Source organism: Actinomadura sp. WMMA1423 (assembly GCF_006547145.1).
Classification (GTDB): Bacteria; Actinomycetota; Actinomycetes; order Streptosporangiales; family Streptosporangiaceae; genus Spirillospora.
In genome coordinates, this window is sequence record NZ_CP041244.1 from 5,332,318 (window position 1) to 5,348,266 (window position 15,949).

The 15,949-nt window shown below is 72.4% G+C and carries 17 protein-coding genes and 1 pseudogene; 10 read left to right on the forward strand and 8 right to left on the reverse strand.

Annotated features, from left to right (window positions below):
• Positions 1 to 6 precede the first annotated feature (6 nt).
• On the reverse strand, positions 7 to 471 hold the full coding sequence (locus FKD65_RS24765; protein WP_141579749.1) for a MarR family transcriptional regulator: 465 nt from the start codon (positions 469 to 471) through the stop codon (positions 7 to 9).
• Between the two features lie 87 nt (positions 472 to 558).
• Between FKD65_RS24765 and FKD65_RS24770 the strand changes: the two genes are divergently transcribed.
• Positions 559 to 942, forward strand: coding sequence for a nuclear transport factor 2 family protein (locus FKD65_RS24770; RefSeq protein ID WP_141579750.1), 384 nt, complete (start codon positions 559 to 561; stop codon positions 940 to 942).
• Positions 935 to 2,059 (forward strand): epoxide hydrolase family protein, encoded by a 1,125-nt coding sequence (locus tag FKD65_RS24775; protein WP_141579751.1) that lies wholly within the window; start codon positions 935 to 937, stop codon positions 2,057 to 2,059. Before FKD65_RS24770 ends, FKD65_RS24775 begins: the two co-directional genes overlap by 8 nt.
• On the opposite strand, the gene FKD65_RS24780 is transcribed toward FKD65_RS24775, so the two are convergent.
• The 3 genes and pseudogenes from FKD65_RS24780 to FKD65_RS24785 form a co-directional block, all read right to left on the reverse strand.
• Positions 2,046 to 2,633 (reverse strand): SDR family NAD(P)-dependent oxidoreductase, encoded by a 588-nt coding sequence (locus tag FKD65_RS24780; RefSeq protein WP_254714466.1) that lies wholly within the window; start codon positions 2,631 to 2,633, stop codon positions 2,046 to 2,048. The genes FKD65_RS24775 and FKD65_RS24780 overlap by 14 nt on opposite strands.
• A 109-nt stretch (positions 2,634 to 2,742) precedes the next feature.
• Positions 2,743 to 2,847: pseudogene (locus tag FKD65_RS46110) on the reverse strand (short-chain dehydrogenase); the annotation flags it as partial.
• A gap of 83 nt (positions 2,848 to 2,930) precedes the next feature.
• Positions 2,931 to 3,707: an alpha/beta fold hydrolase gene (locus tag FKD65_RS24785; RefSeq protein ID WP_141579752.1), complete on the reverse strand. Its 777-nt coding sequence runs from the start codon at positions 3,705 to 3,707 to the stop codon at positions 2,931 to 2,933.
• A gap of 148 nt (positions 3,708 to 3,855) precedes the next feature.
• Here FKD65_RS24785 and FKD65_RS24790 point away from each other — a divergent pair, with 148 nt between their 5' ends.
• Positions 3,856 to 4,710 carry a helix-turn-helix transcriptional regulator gene (locus FKD65_RS24790; protein WP_141579753.1) on the forward strand — a complete coding sequence of 285 codons (855 nt, stop codon included), beginning with the start codon at positions 3,856 to 3,858 and terminating at the stop codon, positions 4,708 to 4,710.
• Between the two features lie 6 nt (positions 4,711 to 4,716).
• Here FKD65_RS24790 and FKD65_RS24795 read toward each other — a convergent pair whose 3' ends face one another.
• Positions 4,717 to 5,838, reverse strand: a complete 1,122-nt coding sequence (locus tag FKD65_RS24795; RefSeq protein ID WP_240809585.1) for a class I SAM-dependent methyltransferase — start codon at positions 5,836 to 5,838, stop codon at positions 4,717 to 4,719.
• Positions 5,839 to 5,855: 17 nt separating this feature from the next.
• Here FKD65_RS24795 and FKD65_RS24800 point away from each other — a divergent pair, with 17 nt between their 5' ends.
• Positions 5,856 to 6,227, forward strand: coding sequence for a YrdB family protein (locus FKD65_RS24800; RefSeq protein WP_240809586.1), 372 nt, complete (start codon positions 5,856 to 5,858; stop codon positions 6,225 to 6,227).
• 34 nt (positions 6,228 to 6,261) lie between these two features.
• Here FKD65_RS24800 and FKD65_RS24805 read toward each other — a convergent pair whose 3' ends face one another.
• Positions 6,262 to 7,119, reverse strand: coding sequence for a helix-turn-helix domain-containing protein (locus FKD65_RS24805; protein WP_205718244.1), 858 nt, complete (start codon positions 7,117 to 7,119; stop codon positions 6,262 to 6,264).
• Positions 7,120 to 7,194: 75 nt separating this feature from the next.
• On the opposite strand from FKD65_RS24805, the gene FKD65_RS24810 reads away from it, so the two are divergent.
• Complete coding sequence (locus tag FKD65_RS24810; protein WP_141579756.1) at positions 7,195 to 8,841, forward strand: serine/threonine-protein kinase; 1,647 nt, start codon at positions 7,195 to 7,197, stop codon at positions 8,839 to 8,841.
• Positions 8,842 to 8,852: 11 nt separating this feature from the next.
• Here FKD65_RS24810 and FKD65_RS24815 read toward each other — a convergent pair whose 3' ends face one another.
• Positions 8,853 to 9,503, reverse strand: coding sequence for a DUF4097 family beta strand repeat-containing protein (locus tag FKD65_RS24815; RefSeq protein WP_205718245.1), 651 nt, complete (start codon positions 9,501 to 9,503; stop codon positions 8,853 to 8,855).
• 245 nt (positions 9,504 to 9,748) lie between these two features.
• On the opposite strand from FKD65_RS24815, the gene FKD65_RS24820 reads away from it, so the two are divergent.
• Entirely contained in the window at positions 9,749 to 11,137 is a 1,389-nt protein-coding gene (locus FKD65_RS24820; RefSeq protein WP_141579758.1) for an MFS transporter, read from the forward strand.
• An 8-nt stretch (positions 11,138 to 11,145) separates the two neighbouring features.
• Positions 11,146 to 11,901 carry an SDR family NAD(P)-dependent oxidoreductase gene (locus FKD65_RS24825; protein ID WP_141579759.1) on the forward strand — a complete coding sequence of 252 codons (756 nt, stop codon included), beginning with the start codon at positions 11,146 to 11,148 and terminating at the stop codon, positions 11,899 to 11,901.
• A 90-nt stretch (positions 11,902 to 11,991) separates the two neighbouring features.
• On the opposite strand, the gene FKD65_RS24830 is transcribed toward FKD65_RS24825, so the two are convergent.
• Positions 11,992 to 12,354 (reverse strand): nuclear transport factor 2 family protein, encoded by a 363-nt coding sequence (locus FKD65_RS24830; RefSeq protein WP_141579760.1) that lies wholly within the window; start codon positions 12,352 to 12,354, stop codon positions 11,992 to 11,994.
• 178 nt (positions 12,355 to 12,532) lie between these two features.
• On the opposite strand from FKD65_RS24830, the gene FKD65_RS24835 reads away from it, so the two are divergent.
• The 3 genes from FKD65_RS24835 (at position 12,533) to dnaN (ending at position 15,750) form a co-directional block, all read left to right on the forward strand.
• Positions 12,533 to 14,005 (forward strand): AlkA N-terminal domain-containing protein, encoded by a 1,473-nt coding sequence (locus FKD65_RS24835; protein ID WP_141587054.1) that lies wholly within the window; start codon positions 12,533 to 12,535, stop codon positions 14,003 to 14,005.
• Between the two features lie 10 nt (positions 14,006 to 14,015).
• Positions 14,016 to 14,525 carry a methylated-DNA--[protein]-cysteine S-methyltransferase gene (locus FKD65_RS24840; RefSeq protein WP_141579761.1) on the forward strand — a complete coding sequence of 170 codons (510 nt, stop codon included), beginning with the start codon at positions 14,016 to 14,018 and terminating at the stop codon, positions 14,523 to 14,525.
• Positions 14,526 to 14,601: 76 nt separating this feature from the next.
• Positions 14,602 to 15,750: a DNA polymerase III subunit beta gene (gene dnaN / locus FKD65_RS24845; RefSeq protein WP_141579762.1), complete on the forward strand. Its 1,149-nt coding sequence runs from the start codon at positions 14,602 to 14,604 to the stop codon at positions 15,748 to 15,750.
• Positions 15,751 to 15,949 lie beyond the last annotated feature (199 nt).

The following is a 15,949-nucleotide window of genomic DNA, read 5'->3' on the forward strand; positions in this document are numbered from 1 at the left end:
CAGCGATTATCCGGAGCGGCGGTTCTCGGCGTGGTGGTCGGCGACGCGGGCCAGCAGGTCGGCGAGCCGGGTGCGTTCGTCCGGTGAGAGCGGGGCGAGCAGGTCGTCCTGGATGCGGATAACGACCTCGTCCAGTTCCGCCAGGTGGCGGGAGCCCTCGGGGGTGAGCGTGATGACGTTGCGGCGCCGGTCGGACGGGTCGGGGGAGCGGTCGACCATGTTCTTCGCGGCCAGCTCGTTCACCGCGGCGACCACGTCGCTGCGGTCGATGCCCGCGCGGCGGCCGAGGTCGGCCTGGCTGGACGGGCCGTACTCGTCCAGGGCGGCGAGCAGCCGGTAGTGGTACCCGCGTGCGCCGGCCGCGGTGAATCCCTCGGAGACCAGGCGGTGGCTCTGCGCCGACACCAGGTTGATCAACCAGCTCGGGGTGCGCCGGAGCCGCGCGGGCGTCCGGGCGTCGGACGTCATCATGCGGATCAGTCTAGGGGTTGTTGGTGAGGCCAACAATCATCTATGTTGGTCTCACCAATGTTGGCGCAGCCAATGAAATGAGGAGACATGGACGACCGTTCCGAACTGTCCGCGCTCGTCAGCCGCCTGGGGCGGTGGCTGGACGACAAGAGCCCCGACGGCGGGCGGGGCATCTTCACCGAGGACGCCGAGGCCCACACCCTGGGCGGCGTCGCGAAGGGGGCCGACGCCCTAGTCGCGCAGGCGCGCAAGAACCACACCGTGCCGACCCAGCACTTCATCACCGACCCGCTCATCGACGTGGACGGCGACCGGGCCGCGATCAGCGCGAACCTCATGGTGGTCTTCGCCCGCGAGGAGGGCCTGCGCATGCTCGGCGAGCGCTACGAGCTGCGCGCCGCCCGGACGGGGGACGGCTGGCGCCTCACGCGGATCGAGGCCCGTCCGATCTGGGAGGCCCCGAATGTCTGAGATCACGCCGTTCCGCCTGGAGTTCCCGCAGGCCGACCTCGACGACCTCGCAGCGCGGCTGGACCGCACGCGGTGGCCGGACGAGCTGCCCGGCATCGGCTGGGACCACGGCATCCCGCTCGCCCGCGTGAAGGAGCTGGCCGAGCGGTGGCGGACGACCTTCGACTGGCGGGCGCAGGAGGCGAGGCTCAACGCGTTCCCGCAGTTCACGACCGAGATCGACGGGGCGGACATCCACTTCCTGCACGTCCGCTCACCCGAGCCGGACGCGCTGCCGCTGATCATCACGCACGGATGGCCCAGCACGGTCGCCGACTTCCTGGACGTGATCGGGCCGCTCACCGACCCCCGCGCGCACGGCGGCGACCCGGCGGACGCGTTCCACCTCGTGATCCCGTCCCTTCCGGGGTTCACCCTGTCCGGCCCCACACACGAGGCCGGATGGGACGTGAACCGCATCGCGCGGGCATGGGCCACGCTGATGGAACGGCTCGGCTACGAGCACTACGGCGCGCAGGGCGGCGACTGGGGCTGGCCCATCTCGAACGCGTTGGGAGCGGTGGCGTCTGACCACGTCGTGGGCGTCCACTTCAACTACATGGGGTCGCCCCCAGGCGACGACGACGAACTGTCGCCGGACGACAAGGAACGGCTGGTGAGCCAGAGGGAGTACCTGGCGAACCCCGCCGGCTACTGGCAGATTCAGTCGACCCGTCCCCAGACCGTCGCGTACGGGTTGACCGACTCCCCCGTCGGCCAGCTCGCCTGGATCGCGGACAAGGTCACCGAATGGACGGACCCCGCGAGCGGCGTCGACGACGACCGCCTGCTGACGACGGTGATGCTCTACTGGCTCACCGGCACGGCAGGGTCCTCGTCGCGGCTGCACAGGGCGAACGCCGAGCGTGGCGGTCCGCCCGTCCCGTGCCCCGTTCCGGTCGGGATCGCGGTGTTCGCGCACGATCTCGTCCGGCCGGTGCGGCGCCGCGTGGAGGGCGTCTACGACGTCGTCCACTGGACGGAGTTCGACCGCGGCGGCCACTTCCCGGCCGTCGAGGCACCGGAGCTGCTCACCCCCGATGTCCAGGCGTTCTTCCGCCGCGTCAGGGGGAGGTGAGCTCGTCCGAGAGTGCCTTGAGACGGGCGCGGGCGTCGGCGTCGTAGGCCTGGGCGTCCGCGCGCGCCTCCCGGAGTCCGTTGAAGAATCGGCCGGACACGTCGTCCAGGGCGGGATCGGTGACGAGGCGGTGGGTCGCGCGGACGCCCTCCTCCAGTGTGCTGATCGGCGAGGTGGTCACCATCTTCGTCGGCATGTAGGTGGCCGGATGCAGGGCGTTCGCGGTGACACCCGTCCCGGCCAGCTCGGCGGCGAGGTCGATCGTGAACAGGATCTGGGCGAGCTTGCTCTGGCGGTAGGCCCGCAGCCCGTCGTACCCGCGGGTGAGCATCACGTCGTCGAAGTCGATGGCCTGCTGGCCGAGGCTGCTGACGTTGACGATCCGCGCCGGCGCCGAGGCGATCAGGGTGGGGAGCAGGAGCCGGGTCAGCAGGTAGCCGGACAGGTAGTTCACCTGGAACGTCAGCTCGTGGCCGTCCGCGCTCTCCTCGCGCGGGCCGTCGCGGCCGATGCCCGCGTTGTTGACGAGCACGTCCAGCCGGGGGTGGTCGGCGCGGACGGCCTCGGCGAGCACGCGGGTCTCGGCCAGCGACGAAAGGTCGGCCCCGGTACCAGGAGGCCCTGCCGCCGATCTCCTTGAGGGTCGCCTCGCCGCGCCGGTCGTCCCGCCCGTGGACGAGGATCGTGGCGCCTTCGGCGGCCAGTTCGGCGGCGAGGGCGCGGCCGAGCCCGTCGGTCGCCCCCGTGATGAGGATGGTCTGCTGATCGATGGGACGCATGTTCCCCATGGTGCTCGGTGCGCGCGCCCGGTGACCAGGGTCCGCCCAGCCCGGTGTCCGGAGTACCCGGCTGAGCGGCCCCCGCGTACGGGTCAGGGGCGGTCGAGGAAGTCCCGGACGAGCTTGACGAACTCGTCGGACTGCTCCGCCATGACGACGTGGCCGGTGTCGAGCTCGGTGTACTCGCTGCCGTCGATGCCCGCGAACAGCTCCCGGTGGTTCTCCACGGGGACCGTCTGGTCGCGGGTCGCCCCGATCACCAGCGTGGGCGCCGTGATCCGGGGCAGCAGCGGCCGGATGTCGAGCCGCTTGACCAGCTCGATCTGCCGCAGCCGGTCCTCCGGCCGGCCCATGAACGCGTGCTGCTGCTCGACCGCGTCGTGCCCGATCTGGTTGAGGAACGTGCGGCTGAGCGCGGTGAGCGTGGCGAAACGCCCGAAACTGTCCGGGGCGCCGGCCAGGCCGAGCCAGAGGGTCATGTGCTGCTGGATGTACTCGTCGCCCCCGTGGGAAAGCCCCGCAACGGTCACCAGCCGCCGGACGAGGTCCGGGCGGAGCGCGGCGGCCGCCGCCGCGGTCGGCGCGCCGAGCGAGAACCCGACCACGTCGGCGGGGCCCGCCCCGGCGTCCTCGATCACGGCGCCGACCTGCTCGGCGAGCGCCTCGACGGCCAGCGGAGAGCCGTCGTCCTCGGCGAGGTCGCTCCCGCCCAGGTCGGGCAGGAGGACGGTGCGGTGGTCGGTGAACCGGTCGAGCATCAGGTCCCACATGGAGGAGCCGGGCCCGACGCCGTGGACGAGGACGAGGGCGGGCCCCGACCCCTCCGCGCGGTAGGAGACGGTGGTGTTTCCAACGGTGAGCTTCGGCATGGGGGCCGTCCCTTCGGTCGATGCCGTTTCCGGACGTCATCGACGCTTCCAGCGCCGGGCCGCGATGAGGAGCGGACCGTTCTGGCTAGGACAAGCGGTCCCAGTCTCAGCTCTTCGGACATCCGGGCCGGCGCGGAATCATGGGGACATGGAGATGGACCGCAAGGAGCTCGCCGACTTCCTCCGCCGCTCCCGCGAGCGGCTCCGCCCGCAGGAGGTCGGGCTGACGGCGGGCCCCCGGCGCCGCACGCCGGGGCTGCGCCGGGAGGAGGTCTCGCAGCTCGCGGGGATGTCGGCGGACTACTACATGCGCCTCGAGCAGGCCCGGAGCCCGCAGCCGTCCACCCAGCTGCTCGGCGCGCTCGCCCGCGCGCTGCGCCTGACGATCGACGAGCGCGACCATCTGTACGTCCTCGCCGGGCACCGGCCGCCCGCCGGGCCGCTGGCGGGCGAGTACGTCCGGCCGAGCATGCTCTACCTGCTGGACCGGCTGCACGAGACGCCGGCGCAGATCATCGGCGACCTCGGCGACCTGCTGGCGCAGAACGCCCTCTCCGAGACCCTCTTCGGGTGCGTCTGCACGGTGGACGAGCCCGATCGCAACATCGTGTGGCGGTGGTTCGCCGACCCGTTCGTCCGGGAGGCCTACCCGGAGGAGGAGCACGAGCGGCACGGCCGCCGGCACGTCGCCGGCCTGCGGGCGGCCGTCGCGCGCCGGGGCAACGACGCCGCCGCGTCCGCGCTGGTCCAGCGGCTGCACGCGGCCAGCGCCGAGTTCACCCGGCTCTGGGACAAGCACGAGGTCGCCGTCCCGCGCACCAGCCGGATGAAGGTCGTGCACCCGGAGGTCGGGCTCATCGAGTTCGACACCGAGGCGCTGCTGACCCCCGCCGAGGACCAGCGGCTCTTCGTCTTCACGCCGCCGCCCGGCACCGACAGCATCGAGGCCCTCGACCTGCTGCGCGTCATCGGCCCCGAGACCGCGCACCGCAGCCACGTCTGACCGCCGTCACCCCGCCGTGAGCCGCCAGAGGGAGGTGGTCTCGGCGGCGCGGGCCGCGTGGAGAGGGTCGTCGGGGTCGGCCGCGCGCGGATGGCGCGGCGCGGTGTCGAGCCTGCCCGCGACCCGCAGGCCGGATGAGGCGATCATCTCCAGGAGCTCGTCACGGGTGCGGAGCCCCAGGTGCTCGGCCAGGTCGGACAGGATCAGCCAGCCCTCCCCGCCCGGTTCCAGGTGGTCGGCCAGGCCGGACAGGAATCCCCGCAGCATGCGGCTGCCCGGGTCGTAGACGGCGTGCTCCAGCGGCGTGCTCGGCTTGGCCGGAACCCACGGGGGATTGCAGACCGCCAGACCGGCGCGTCCGTCCGGGAAGAGGTCGGCTTGGACGACCTCGACGTTCACCCCCAGCCGGTCGACGTTCTCTTGGGCGCAGGCCAGCGCGCGCGGATCCTGGTCTGTGGCGACGACACGCTCGACCCCACGAAGAGCCAGGACCGCCGCTAGGACGCCCGTACCAGTCCCTATGTCGAACGCCGTCTTCGTAGACGGGAGCGGTGCCTCGCTCACCAGGTCCACGTATTCGCCCCTGATGGGCGAGAAGACGCCGTAGTGCGGGTGGATGAGGTCCCCGCCCAGCGCGGGGATCGGAACGCCCTTCTCGCGCCATTCGTGGGCACCGACAAGGCCGAGCAGTTCACGCAATGAGGCGACGTAGGACTGGTCGTCCGGCCCGTAGGCCTCCGTGCAGGCGTCCTGGACGTTCGGTGCCCGCCGTAGCGGAATCACATGACCGGGGTCGAACGGTATGAGCAGCATGCCGAGCGTCCGCGCGCGCTGGGCGCGTGCCTGCCGGTAGAGGTGGAAAGCCTGCGCCTTCTCCGGTCCGGGCTTGTTCCTACGTCGCCGTGGCGGACGGTCGATCCGGCGCGCCATGGCCTTGAGGAGCTGCCGCGCGTTCTGGAAGTCGCCGCGCCACAGCAGCGCCGTTCCTTCGCAGGCCAGGCGGTAGGCGTCGTCCGCGCGCGTCTCGTCGTCGGCGACCACCACACGGCGGGGCGGCGGCGCGCCGCTCTCCGACCGCCAGCGGACGCGATGGTCCCGGCCGTCCTCCTGCCAGGAGATCTCGTCCACAGGAGTACCGTATCGGCGTGCGTCTACCCGGGGCATTGCACGCCCTTAACGAAGGCCTCGCCTTCCTGCTGGAACTGGTCGCCATCGCCGCCCTCGCGTGGTGGGGCTTCACGGCGAGCGGGAACCTGCTGGTCGACATCGTCCTCGGCCTCGGAGCCCCGGCCGCCGCGATCGTCCTGTGGGGGATGTTCGCCGCGCCACGGGCCCGGTTCAAAATCGCGCTGCCGCTCGTCCTGCTGGTGAAGGCCGCCGTATTCAGTGCGGGAGCGCTTGCCCTCTGCGGCGTCGGTCACCCTGCGGCGGGCATCGCCTTCGCGGTGGTGGCCCTGCTCAACACGGCCCTGGCCACGGCCGACCGCGACGCCCACTTTCGGACGGCCGCCCAATGAGCCAGTACTTCCAGTAAGCGGTCGCCATGCCGCGTTAGGCGAGGTCGGCGCTGGCGAGGTGGGCGGAGGTCTCTGCCAGCTCGCGCAGGGCCGTTTCTGAGGGGGAGCCCGGTTCGGCCGCGTAGAGCATGAGGCGGCTGAGGTCGGGGTCGCCGGGCAGGTGCAGGGTCTCGAACGGCAGGACCAGCCGTCCCACTTCGGGGTGGTCGATGCGGGCCTCGCCGTGCGTCAGGTCCGTGACGTGGTGGGCCGACCACAGGCGGCCGAACTCCGGGCTCCGCTCCCGCAGGCAGTCGATGACCGCGCGCAGGTGCGGGTCGTCCGGATCCTGGCCGGAGCGGAACCGCAGGTACGCGGCGTTGCGGCGGGCCACCGTCCGCCAGTTGTCGCCGAGCCGTGCCTTGTAGTCGGCGTTCAGGTGGATCTGGTGGGACCAGGTCCGCTCGTCCGGCGGGACGTTCGCCAGGTCGACGAACACGGCCGCGGTGAGCCGGTTCCACGCCACCACGTTCGTGTAGTGCCCGACGACGTAGGCGGGCGCGTGCGTGAACGAGTCGAGCAGGTGCTGGAGCGGGGCCCGCAGGCGGGGAGGCGCGGTGACGGGCGCGCGGCGCGGCGGGTGCGCGAGCCGGTGCAGGTGGACGTGCTCGTCGCCGTCCAGCCGCAGCGCCCGCGAGATCGCGTCCAGGACCTCGGTGGACACGCCGTCGGCCGTGCCCTGCTCCAGCCTGATGTAGTACGCGACGCTGACCCCGGCCAGCTGCGCCAGCTCCTCGCGCCGCAACCCGGGGACGCGGCGCCGTGTCCCGTAGGAGGGGAGGCCGGCGTCCTCGGGACGCAGCCGCGCCCGCCGCGACTTCAGGAACTCGCCAAGCTCGCCGTTGCGCGCCATGCCGCCGAGGCTATCCGGGGCCGCCTCGCGCGTTACCGTTGTCCCCACTTGTCCTGGCATGTGGCGGGGGGCCGGATGTACCCACGACGGTTCGGGCCGTACGAGCTGCTGTGCGAACTGGGTGAGGGCGGCATGGGGGCCGTCCATCTGGGACGCGCACCGGACGGGCGGATCGTCGCGGTGAAGACGATGAACCGGCTCGCCGGCCAGAGCGAGGACGGGCGCCGCAGGTTCGAGCGGGAGGTCGCCGCGCTCCGCAAGGTCGCGGCCCCCAACGTCGCCGCGTTCGTGGACGCCGACCTCGCGGGCCCGACCCCCTACCTGGTCACCGAGTACGTCCAGGGGCGGTCCCTGGACGCGGTCATGGCCGACGGACCGCTCGCGTCGCAGGACCTCGGCCGGTTGGGGCTCGGGCTTGCGCAGGCCCTCGACGCCGTCCACGGAGCCGGGCTCGTCCACCGGGACGTCAAACCGGCCAACATCGTCATCGCGGGCGGGGAGCCGGTGCTCATCGACCTCGGCGTCGCCCACCACGTCGACAGCACCCGCATCACGACCAGGCCGGTCGGCACCCTGCGCTACATCGCGCCCGAGGTACTGGAGGACAGGAAGCCGACCGGGGCGGCGGACGTCTTCGGCTGGGGTGCCGTCATGGCCTACGCCGCGACCGGCCGGCCCTGCTTCCCCGCGGACTCGGCGCCGGCGATCATCAGCCAGATCTTCAACATGGAGCCCGATCTCAGCGGCGTTCCCGGCTGGCTGCGCGACGTCGTCCGCCGGGCGCTCGCCAAGGACCCGGCGGACCGGCCGTCCGTCCGGTCGCTCCGCGAGGCCGTGAGCCGCCGCCCGCAGGTGGAGCAGCTCCAGGCGGCGTACGCGGACGCGCGCGCCGCGCACGAGCACGCCCGCGCGGAGGGCATCGCGTTCGGCCTGCACGCGATCGCCGCCGCGGCCGGGGACCGCGTTCTGGCGGCGAGCAGCCTGCTGGACCAGGCGCACGCCGCCCGCTCCTCGGGCAGGCTCGACCGCGCCGAGGGCGTGTTCGAGCGGGCCCGGGACGCGTCCGCCGCCGTCGGGGCCCGCCGGGACGAGGGCTGGGCGCTGGACGGTCTCGGCGTCTGCCTGCGCCACCGCGGGGAGGACGGGCCGGCCGGAGAGGCGTTCGCCGCGGCGCTCGCCGCCGCCGAGGAGGTCGGCGACACCGTGCTCCGGGCATGGAATCTGTGCAATCTCGGCGGACTCGCACTGGCGCGTGGCGACGCCGAGGTCGCCAATGACCTCTACAACGAGGGCGTGACCGCCTCCCTCGACCACCCGGAGATCCATGTCGAGGCCCTGGTGGGGCAGGCACGCGCCCTGTTGAAGCTGAATGATCCTGAGATGGCCGAGTCCCTGTTCCTGGACGCCGCCCATGCCGCGGAGGCGGCCGGTGACCTCCGCCGCGCCGGCTGGGTCTGGTACGACCTCGGCGAGTCCGCCCGAGGGCGCGGGAAGCGCGACCGCGCCAAGGACGCCCTCGAAGCCGCACTGGGCGTCGCCACCCGGAAGGGGGATCGGCTCATGGAGGGATGGACGCTGTGCAAGCTCGCCGGGTGCCTCCGCGACATCGGCGCTAAGGGCGATGCCATCGCCATGTACGAGCGGGCTCGCGACGTCGCCGACTCCTTGCACGACGAGAAGATGCGGCAGTACGCCGTAACCCGTCTGAACGCGCTGACCTGACCGTCCTCGGGTCAGGCGATTCCGGTGGTGATGTCGCCGTTGCTGGTGCTCAGGTCGAGCAGGTACCGGGCGGACGAGTCGTCCTGGATGCCGAGCTTGCGGTCGCCGTTGCTGCTGTTGGCGCTGACGCGGTAGTGCCCCTGCGGCATCGTCAGCGTGATGTCGCCGTTGGACGTCTTCGCGCGGACGTTCTGCGGCGAACCGGGCGCCAGGGTGATCGAGCCGTTGGACGTCTCGGCCTCGACGCCGCCCTTGATGCCGCTCCCCCGGATCTTGCCGTTGGACGTCCTGGCCTTGACCGGACCCGCGACCCCGTCCAGCTGGACGGAACCCGAATGGGTGGTGACGTCCACCGCACCCACCTTGGACAGCGCGATCGAGCCGTTCGAGGTGCTCCCGGAGACGGGGAGGCCCGCCGGGAGTTCGAGCGTGTAGTTCACCGAGCAGCGAGAGCCGCAGCCGCGCAGCATCAGGACGCCGTTCTCGATGCGGTGCGTCGGCCCGGCCGGCTTGTCACCCCGATATTTGAGGGTCCGGTGCAGGGACGTCTTCGACGCGCCACCGTGCAGCGTCACACCGCCCGATCCGATGTCGTCCAGCTTCACGGCGGTGATTTTGCCCGCCAGCTTGGCGTCGTCCTCGTAGGTGGAAGCGAATGCCACGTCGCATGCGCTGAGGGCGGTCACGCTGACCGCGGCTAGGGCGAGGGCAGAAAGCTTGCCACGCAAGGGATTCCTCCTGGTCGGTCTGGCTGAACGCTGTTGAGCCTAAGGAGGCCCGTGCCGGACGGCCGTCACGCCAGGGAGCCAGGTTGGTTCTCCCTCCAAGGTCGCTGAGCCTGCCACCGGGAGTGGTACGAACGCGCGGGGACTGGGTAGGCGCGGCCAGTGCGACGAGGGTCTCTGCCATGACCGCACTCACCACCGCCGTGTCCGCTCCCCCAGAGCGGATGGCGTCACGGCACAAGCTGGTTCTGACCCTCCTACTCGGCGCGCAGTTCATGCTCGCCATCGACTTCTCCATCCTGAACGTGGCGCTGCCCGTCGTCGGCCGAGGCCTGGGCTTCGGCCTGGACGAGCTCCAGTGGATCGCCACGGCGTTCGCCCTGCCCGCCGCCGGGTTCACGCTGCTGTTCGGCCGCGTGGCCGACCTGGCCGGACGGCGCCGGATGCTGCTGCTGGGCATGGCCCTCCTGGCCGTGGGCTCGCTGGTCGGCGGGCTGGCCACCTCGCCCGCGGTGCTGCTCACCGGACGCGTCCTCCAGGGCCTGGCCACCGCGATCGCGACCCCGGCCGCCCTTTCCCTGCTCACCACGTCGTTCCCGGAGGGGCCGCTGCGGACGCGGGCGCTCGGGCTCAGCGGCGCGCTGATGTCGGCCGGGTTCACCGTCGGCGCGATCCTCGGCGGCCTGCTCACCGACCTGCTGAGCTGGCGCTGGGCCTTCCTGGTCAACGTCCCGGTGGCGGTGCTGATCTTCGCGGTCACGCCCGCCGTGGTCGCGGAGAGCCGGTCCCGCGACGGGGCGAGGCTGGACGTTCCGGGCGCTGTGACCGTGACCGGCGGCCTCCTCGCCCTCGTCTACGGGATCACCTCCGCCGGATCGGCCGGCTGGGGCTCCCCCGCCGCCCTCGGCACGCTGGCCGGCGGTGCAGTGCTGCTTGCCGCCTTCGTGCTGGTCGAGCGGCGCTCGCCGGCCCCGCTCGCGCCGCTGAGCGTCCTCACCCGGCGCACCGTCACCTGGGGCAACGTGGGCGGGTTCGTCGCGTTCGCCACGGAGACGTCCCTGGTGTTCCTGATGACGCTCTACCTCCAGCGGGTCCTGGACTTCTCGCCGCTGGCCACCGGGCTGGCGCTCGGCGTCCTCGGCGCCGGGACGTTCGCCGGAGGCGTCGCCGCGCCCCGGATCATGGGGCGGTTCGGCGGCCGGGTGACGCTCGTGTCCGGGCTGGTCCTGCAGGCCGCCGCGACCGCCGCGCTGCTGGGCCTCGGGGAGTCGCGCGGCGGCCTCGGCCTGCTGCTCGCCGCCACGGCGATCGGGGGATTCGGGAACCTCGTCGCGATCGTCGCGTTCATGGGGATCGCGACGTCCGGGCTGCCGGACGGCGAGCAGGGCCTCGCGACCGGGCTCGCCACGATGACGCAGCAGGTCGCGATCACTCTCGGCATCCCCGTGATGAGCGCCGTGGCCACCGCGAACGCGTCCGTCCTCGGCGGCGTCCACACGGCGACGGCCGTGAACGTCGTGATCGTCCTCTCGGGCGCGGCCCTCGCCGGGTCGTTCCTGCGCCGCTCCTAGGAGACGCCATGGACCTCGAACTCGAAGGCAGGGTCTACATCGTGACCGGCGCGTCCGCCGGGATCGGCGAGGCGACCGCCGCCCTCCTGGCCCGCGAGGGCGCCCATACCGTCCGGGTGGCGCGCTCCCCCGTCGACGTGGCCGCCGACCTCACCCGCCCCGAGGCGGCCCAACGCGTCGTGGACGTCGCGCTGGAGCGGCACGGGCGCCTGGACGGCCTCGTCAACAACGCCGGCGCCCTGGAATCCCGAATCGGGTTCCTCGACGTCACCGACGCCCAATGGCACGCGACGTTCGAGCTGAACCTGCACGCGGCCGTGCGCATGGCCCGCGCCGCGCTGCCTGCGCTGATCGACCAGGGGGCCGGGAGCATCGTGCACGTGTCCAGCGAGGCCGCCCGGTTCCCTGATACGCCGCTGGTCGACTATGCGGCGTCCAAGACGGCGCTGCTGTCGGTGTCCAAGACGCTGGCGGGGGAGTTCGGCCCCTGCGGGATCCGCTCCAACGTCGTCGCGCCCGGTCCCACACGTACGCGCCTCTGGGACGAGCCGGGAGGGTTCGCCGACCAACTGGCCGACCAGTACGGCCTACCGGTTGAGGAGGCGATCCAACGATTCGTTCAGGACGAGCGGCGGCTTCCTACGGGACGCCTTGGGACGCCCCAGGACGTCGCACGGGTCATCGTTTTCCTGCTGTCGCCGCTGGCCGCCCAGGTCACCGGCGCCGAATGGGCCGTGGACGGGGGAGCGCTGCGGCAACTCTGAACGCCGCGGCAGGGCTGCGGCAAGGTGCGAACAGAGCGTGCCGGACGTCGCGGGCGTCCGGCACGCGCCCCCCGCCATGCAGGCCAGGGGTCAGGACGGCACCTTGTCGAGGAACCCGGTCACCCGGTCGAACCGGCCCTCGTCGTCGAACGTCGCCACGTCGAAGCCGACCACGAGCGCCTCTCCGCCCTCGGGCCCGAGCTCCCAGGTGAAGCGGGCCACGTTGTGGTGGGCGTCCACCGTCCCCGCCGCGCGGAACACCAGGCCGGGGAACTGCTGCTGCGCGCCGCCGACGAACGCGTCGATCGCGTCCCGGCCCTCGGCGACGCCGAGCGGGTCGACGTAGACAGGGTTCTCCGTCCACAGCTCGTCGATCGCGGCGCGCCGCGCGGCCGGGTCGGTCTCGTTCCACACGGCCAGGTAGCGCTCGACCCGCTGCTGCACATCGCTCATGTCATGACTCCCGTCTGATCGTTCGGGTTCGTCGCCCCGATGACCACCACGCTGCCGGGTCCGCGACGGAAGATCGATTACCTGGGAGGTCATGCCCGCGCCTCCGCTGACCTGGACCGCGACGATGATGTCGGATTTCCGCCAGTGGATCCCCCTGACCATCGGTGATGCTGGAGGCATGCACGAGGACGTGGAGAGGTGCGTGCGGGCCGTCCAGTCGAAGGACGCCCGCTTCGACGGATGGTTCTTCACCGGGGTCGTGACCACCGGGATCTACTGCCGTCCGAGCTGCCCCGTGGTGCCGCCCAAGCCGGAGAACATGCGCTTCTACCCGAGCGCCGCCGCCGCCCAGCAGGCCGGGTTCCGGGCCTGCAAGCGGTGCCGCCCGGACACGTCCCCGGGATCCCCGGAGTGGAACCACCGCGCAGACGTCGTGGCGCGGGCCATGCGCCTTATCGGGGACGGCGTCGTCGACCGGGAGGGCGTCCCCGGCCTCGCCGCACGGCTCGGCTACAGCACACGCCAGATCGAGCGCCAGCTCAACGCCGAACTGGGCGCGGGCCCGCTCGCCCTGGCACGGGCCCAGCGCGCGCAGACGGCGCGGCTCCTCATCGAGACGACGGCCCTCCCCATGGGCGATGTGGCGTTCGCGGCGGGCTTCGCCAGCATCCGCTCCTTCAACGACACCGTCCGCGAGGTGTTCGCCCTCACCCCGTCCGCGCTGCGCGACCGCGTGGCCAAGGGGCACCCGCCGGCCGGGTCCGGTTCGCTGTCGCTGCGGCTTCCGTTCCGGGCCCCGCTGTGCCCCGACAACCTGTTCGGGCACCTCGCCGCCACCGCCGTCCCGGGCGTCGAGGAGTGGCGGGACGGCGCGTTCCGCCGCGCCATGCGGCTGCCCCACGGACACGGCATCGCCACCCTGCGGCCCCAGCCGGACCACGTCGCCTGCACGCTCGTCCTCAGCGACCTGCGCGACCTCCCCATAGCCATCAGCCGCTGCCGCTGGATGCTCGACCTCGACGCCGATCCCGTCGCCGTGGACGACCTGCTCCGCACCGACCCCGTGCTCGCTCCGCTCATCGGCAAGGCTCCTGGGCGGCGCGTGCCCCGCACTGTGGACGCGCCCGAGTTCGCCGTCCGTGCCGTCCTGGGCCAGCAGGTGTCGACGGCGGCCGCTCGCACCCATGCGGCGCGCCTGGTCACCGCCTACGGCGACCCCATAGACGACCCAGGCGGCGGGCTGACACACCTCTTCCCGACCCCCACCGCCCTTGCCGAACTCGACCCGGAGGCCCTCGCCTTCCCCAAGACCCGCCGCACCACCCTCATGACCCTTGTCGACGCCCTCGCGAAAGGGGAGATCGACCTAGGCGTGGGGAGCGACTGGGACGAGGCCCGCGCGCGCTTGTCGGCCCTCCCCGGCTTCGGGCCGTGGACCATCGAGAGCATCGCCATGCGCGCCCTAGGCGACCCGGACGCGTTCATCCCCGGAGACCTGGGCATCCGGGCAGCCGCCGCGACGCTCGACCTCCCCGCCACGCCTGCGGCGCTCACCCGGCGCGCCGCACAATGGCGACCCTGGCGCGCCTACGCCGTCCAGTACCTGTGGGCCGTCCTCGACCATCCCATCAACCTGCTTCCCGCGAACTGAAGGACCCGCCGTGGAACCTACGCACGTCGTCATAGAAAGCCCCGTAGGGCCGCTCACCCTGGTCGCCACCGACGGCGCCCTGTCCGGCCTCTACATGGAGATGCAGCGCCACCGCCCGCTCGAGGAGACCTTCGGTGCACCCGGCGACCCCGCAGACGAACCCTTCGCGTCCGTCGCCGAACAGCTCAAGGCGTACTTCGCAGGGGAACTGACCGAGTTCGACCTGCCGCTCCGCCTCCACGGGACGCCTTTCCAGAAGCGCGTCTGGGCGGCGCTCCAGGAGATCCCGTACGGCCGGACCGTCACCTACGGCGAACTCGCCGTCGAGATCGGCAGCCCCACCGCCTCCCGCGCGGTCGGCCTGGCCAACGGGCGCAACCCGGTCGGCGTGATCGTCCCCTGCCACCGCGTCATCGGCTCGACCGGCTCCCTCACCGGCTACGGCGGCGGCCTCGACCGCAAGCGCCGCCTCCTCGACTTCGAACGCGGGATCAGCGCCTCGGAGAACGTGCTCTTCTGACCCGCGCGCCGGAATGTCGGAGGGCCGGGCTACCGTGCTCGTGATGGCCGTCCCGACCTGAGAAGGGCTGATCGAGGTGGAGTTCCGAGTCGACCGCCAGCCGTTCGCCGACGCGGTGGCGTGGGCCGCGCGGACGCTGCCGGCGCGTCCCGCGCTCCCCGTCCTCGCGGGCATGCTCATCGAGGTCACCGAGCAGGGCGCGCTCACCCTCGCCGCGTTCGACTACGAGGTGTCCGCCCGCGCCACCGACGAGGCGGCCGTGGCGGAACCGGGCCGCGCCCTGGTGCCGGGGCGGCTGCTGTCCGACATCGTGCGCAACCTCCCGAACCAGCCCGTCGAGGTCTTCACCAAGGGCTCCGAGGTCGTCGTCCGCTGCGGCCCCGCCGAGTTCGGCCTCCTCACGCTCCCCGTCGAGGACTACCCCACCCTCCCCGAGCCGCCCGCCCAGGCCGGCACCGTCCCCGGCGACCTGTTCGCCGCCGCCGTCGCGCAGGTCACCCCAGCCGCCGGGCGCGACGACACCCTGCCCATGCTCACCGGCGTCCGCGTCGACATCGAGGGCGACACGATGTGGCTCGCCTGCACCGACCGCTACCGCATCGCCGCCCGCGAGCTGACCTGGTTCCCGCAGGACCCGGGCTTCACCGCCGGGGTCGTCGTCCCCGCCCGCACCCTCGCCGACACCGCCAAGGCGATCAAGCGCGGCGCGGACGTCTCCATCGGCCTCGGCGGCACCGCCGACACCCTCATCGGCATCTCCGGCGGCGGCCGCAGCATGACCAGCCGCCTCCTCGACGACCAGTACATCAACTACCGGTCGCGGCTCACCGGCACCTGGACGTCGGTCGCCGAGATCCGCGTCGCCCCGTTCGTCGAGGCGATCAAGCGGGCCGCCCTCGTCACCGAGCGCGGAACCCCGGTCCGGCTGGCCTTCACCGCCGACGAGGTCCGCGTCCGCGCCGCCACCGGCGACTCCGCCCGCGCCAACGAGAGCCTCGGCGCCCGCCTCGACGGCGACGACATCGACATCGCGTTCGCCCCCCAGTACCTGCTGGACGGCCTCGCGGGCATCGACACCGAGTACGCCCGCCTCGAATGCTCCGGCCCCACCAAGGCCGCCCTCCTCACCGCCATCCCCGACAAGAAGGACGACGAGGACTCCGCCCCCGAAGGCGCCGACACCGGCTACCGCTACCTGGCCATGCCCGTCCGCCTCACCACCTAATGGGAAGTGCCGGGGTTGCCGTTCAGGCAGACTCGGTGCCTGGTAGGTGAGTGAGCACTTCCGCCACCTGGACTTCGAGTCCTGAGGTCAGAGCGTGCCTTCACCGGTGGTCAGGGGCTGTTGATCGCTGATGGGATGTCGTCCCCCCCGCCCCGCGGTCACGCCCGCCCCGTGCCTCCCGCGAGCTGACCTGGTGCCC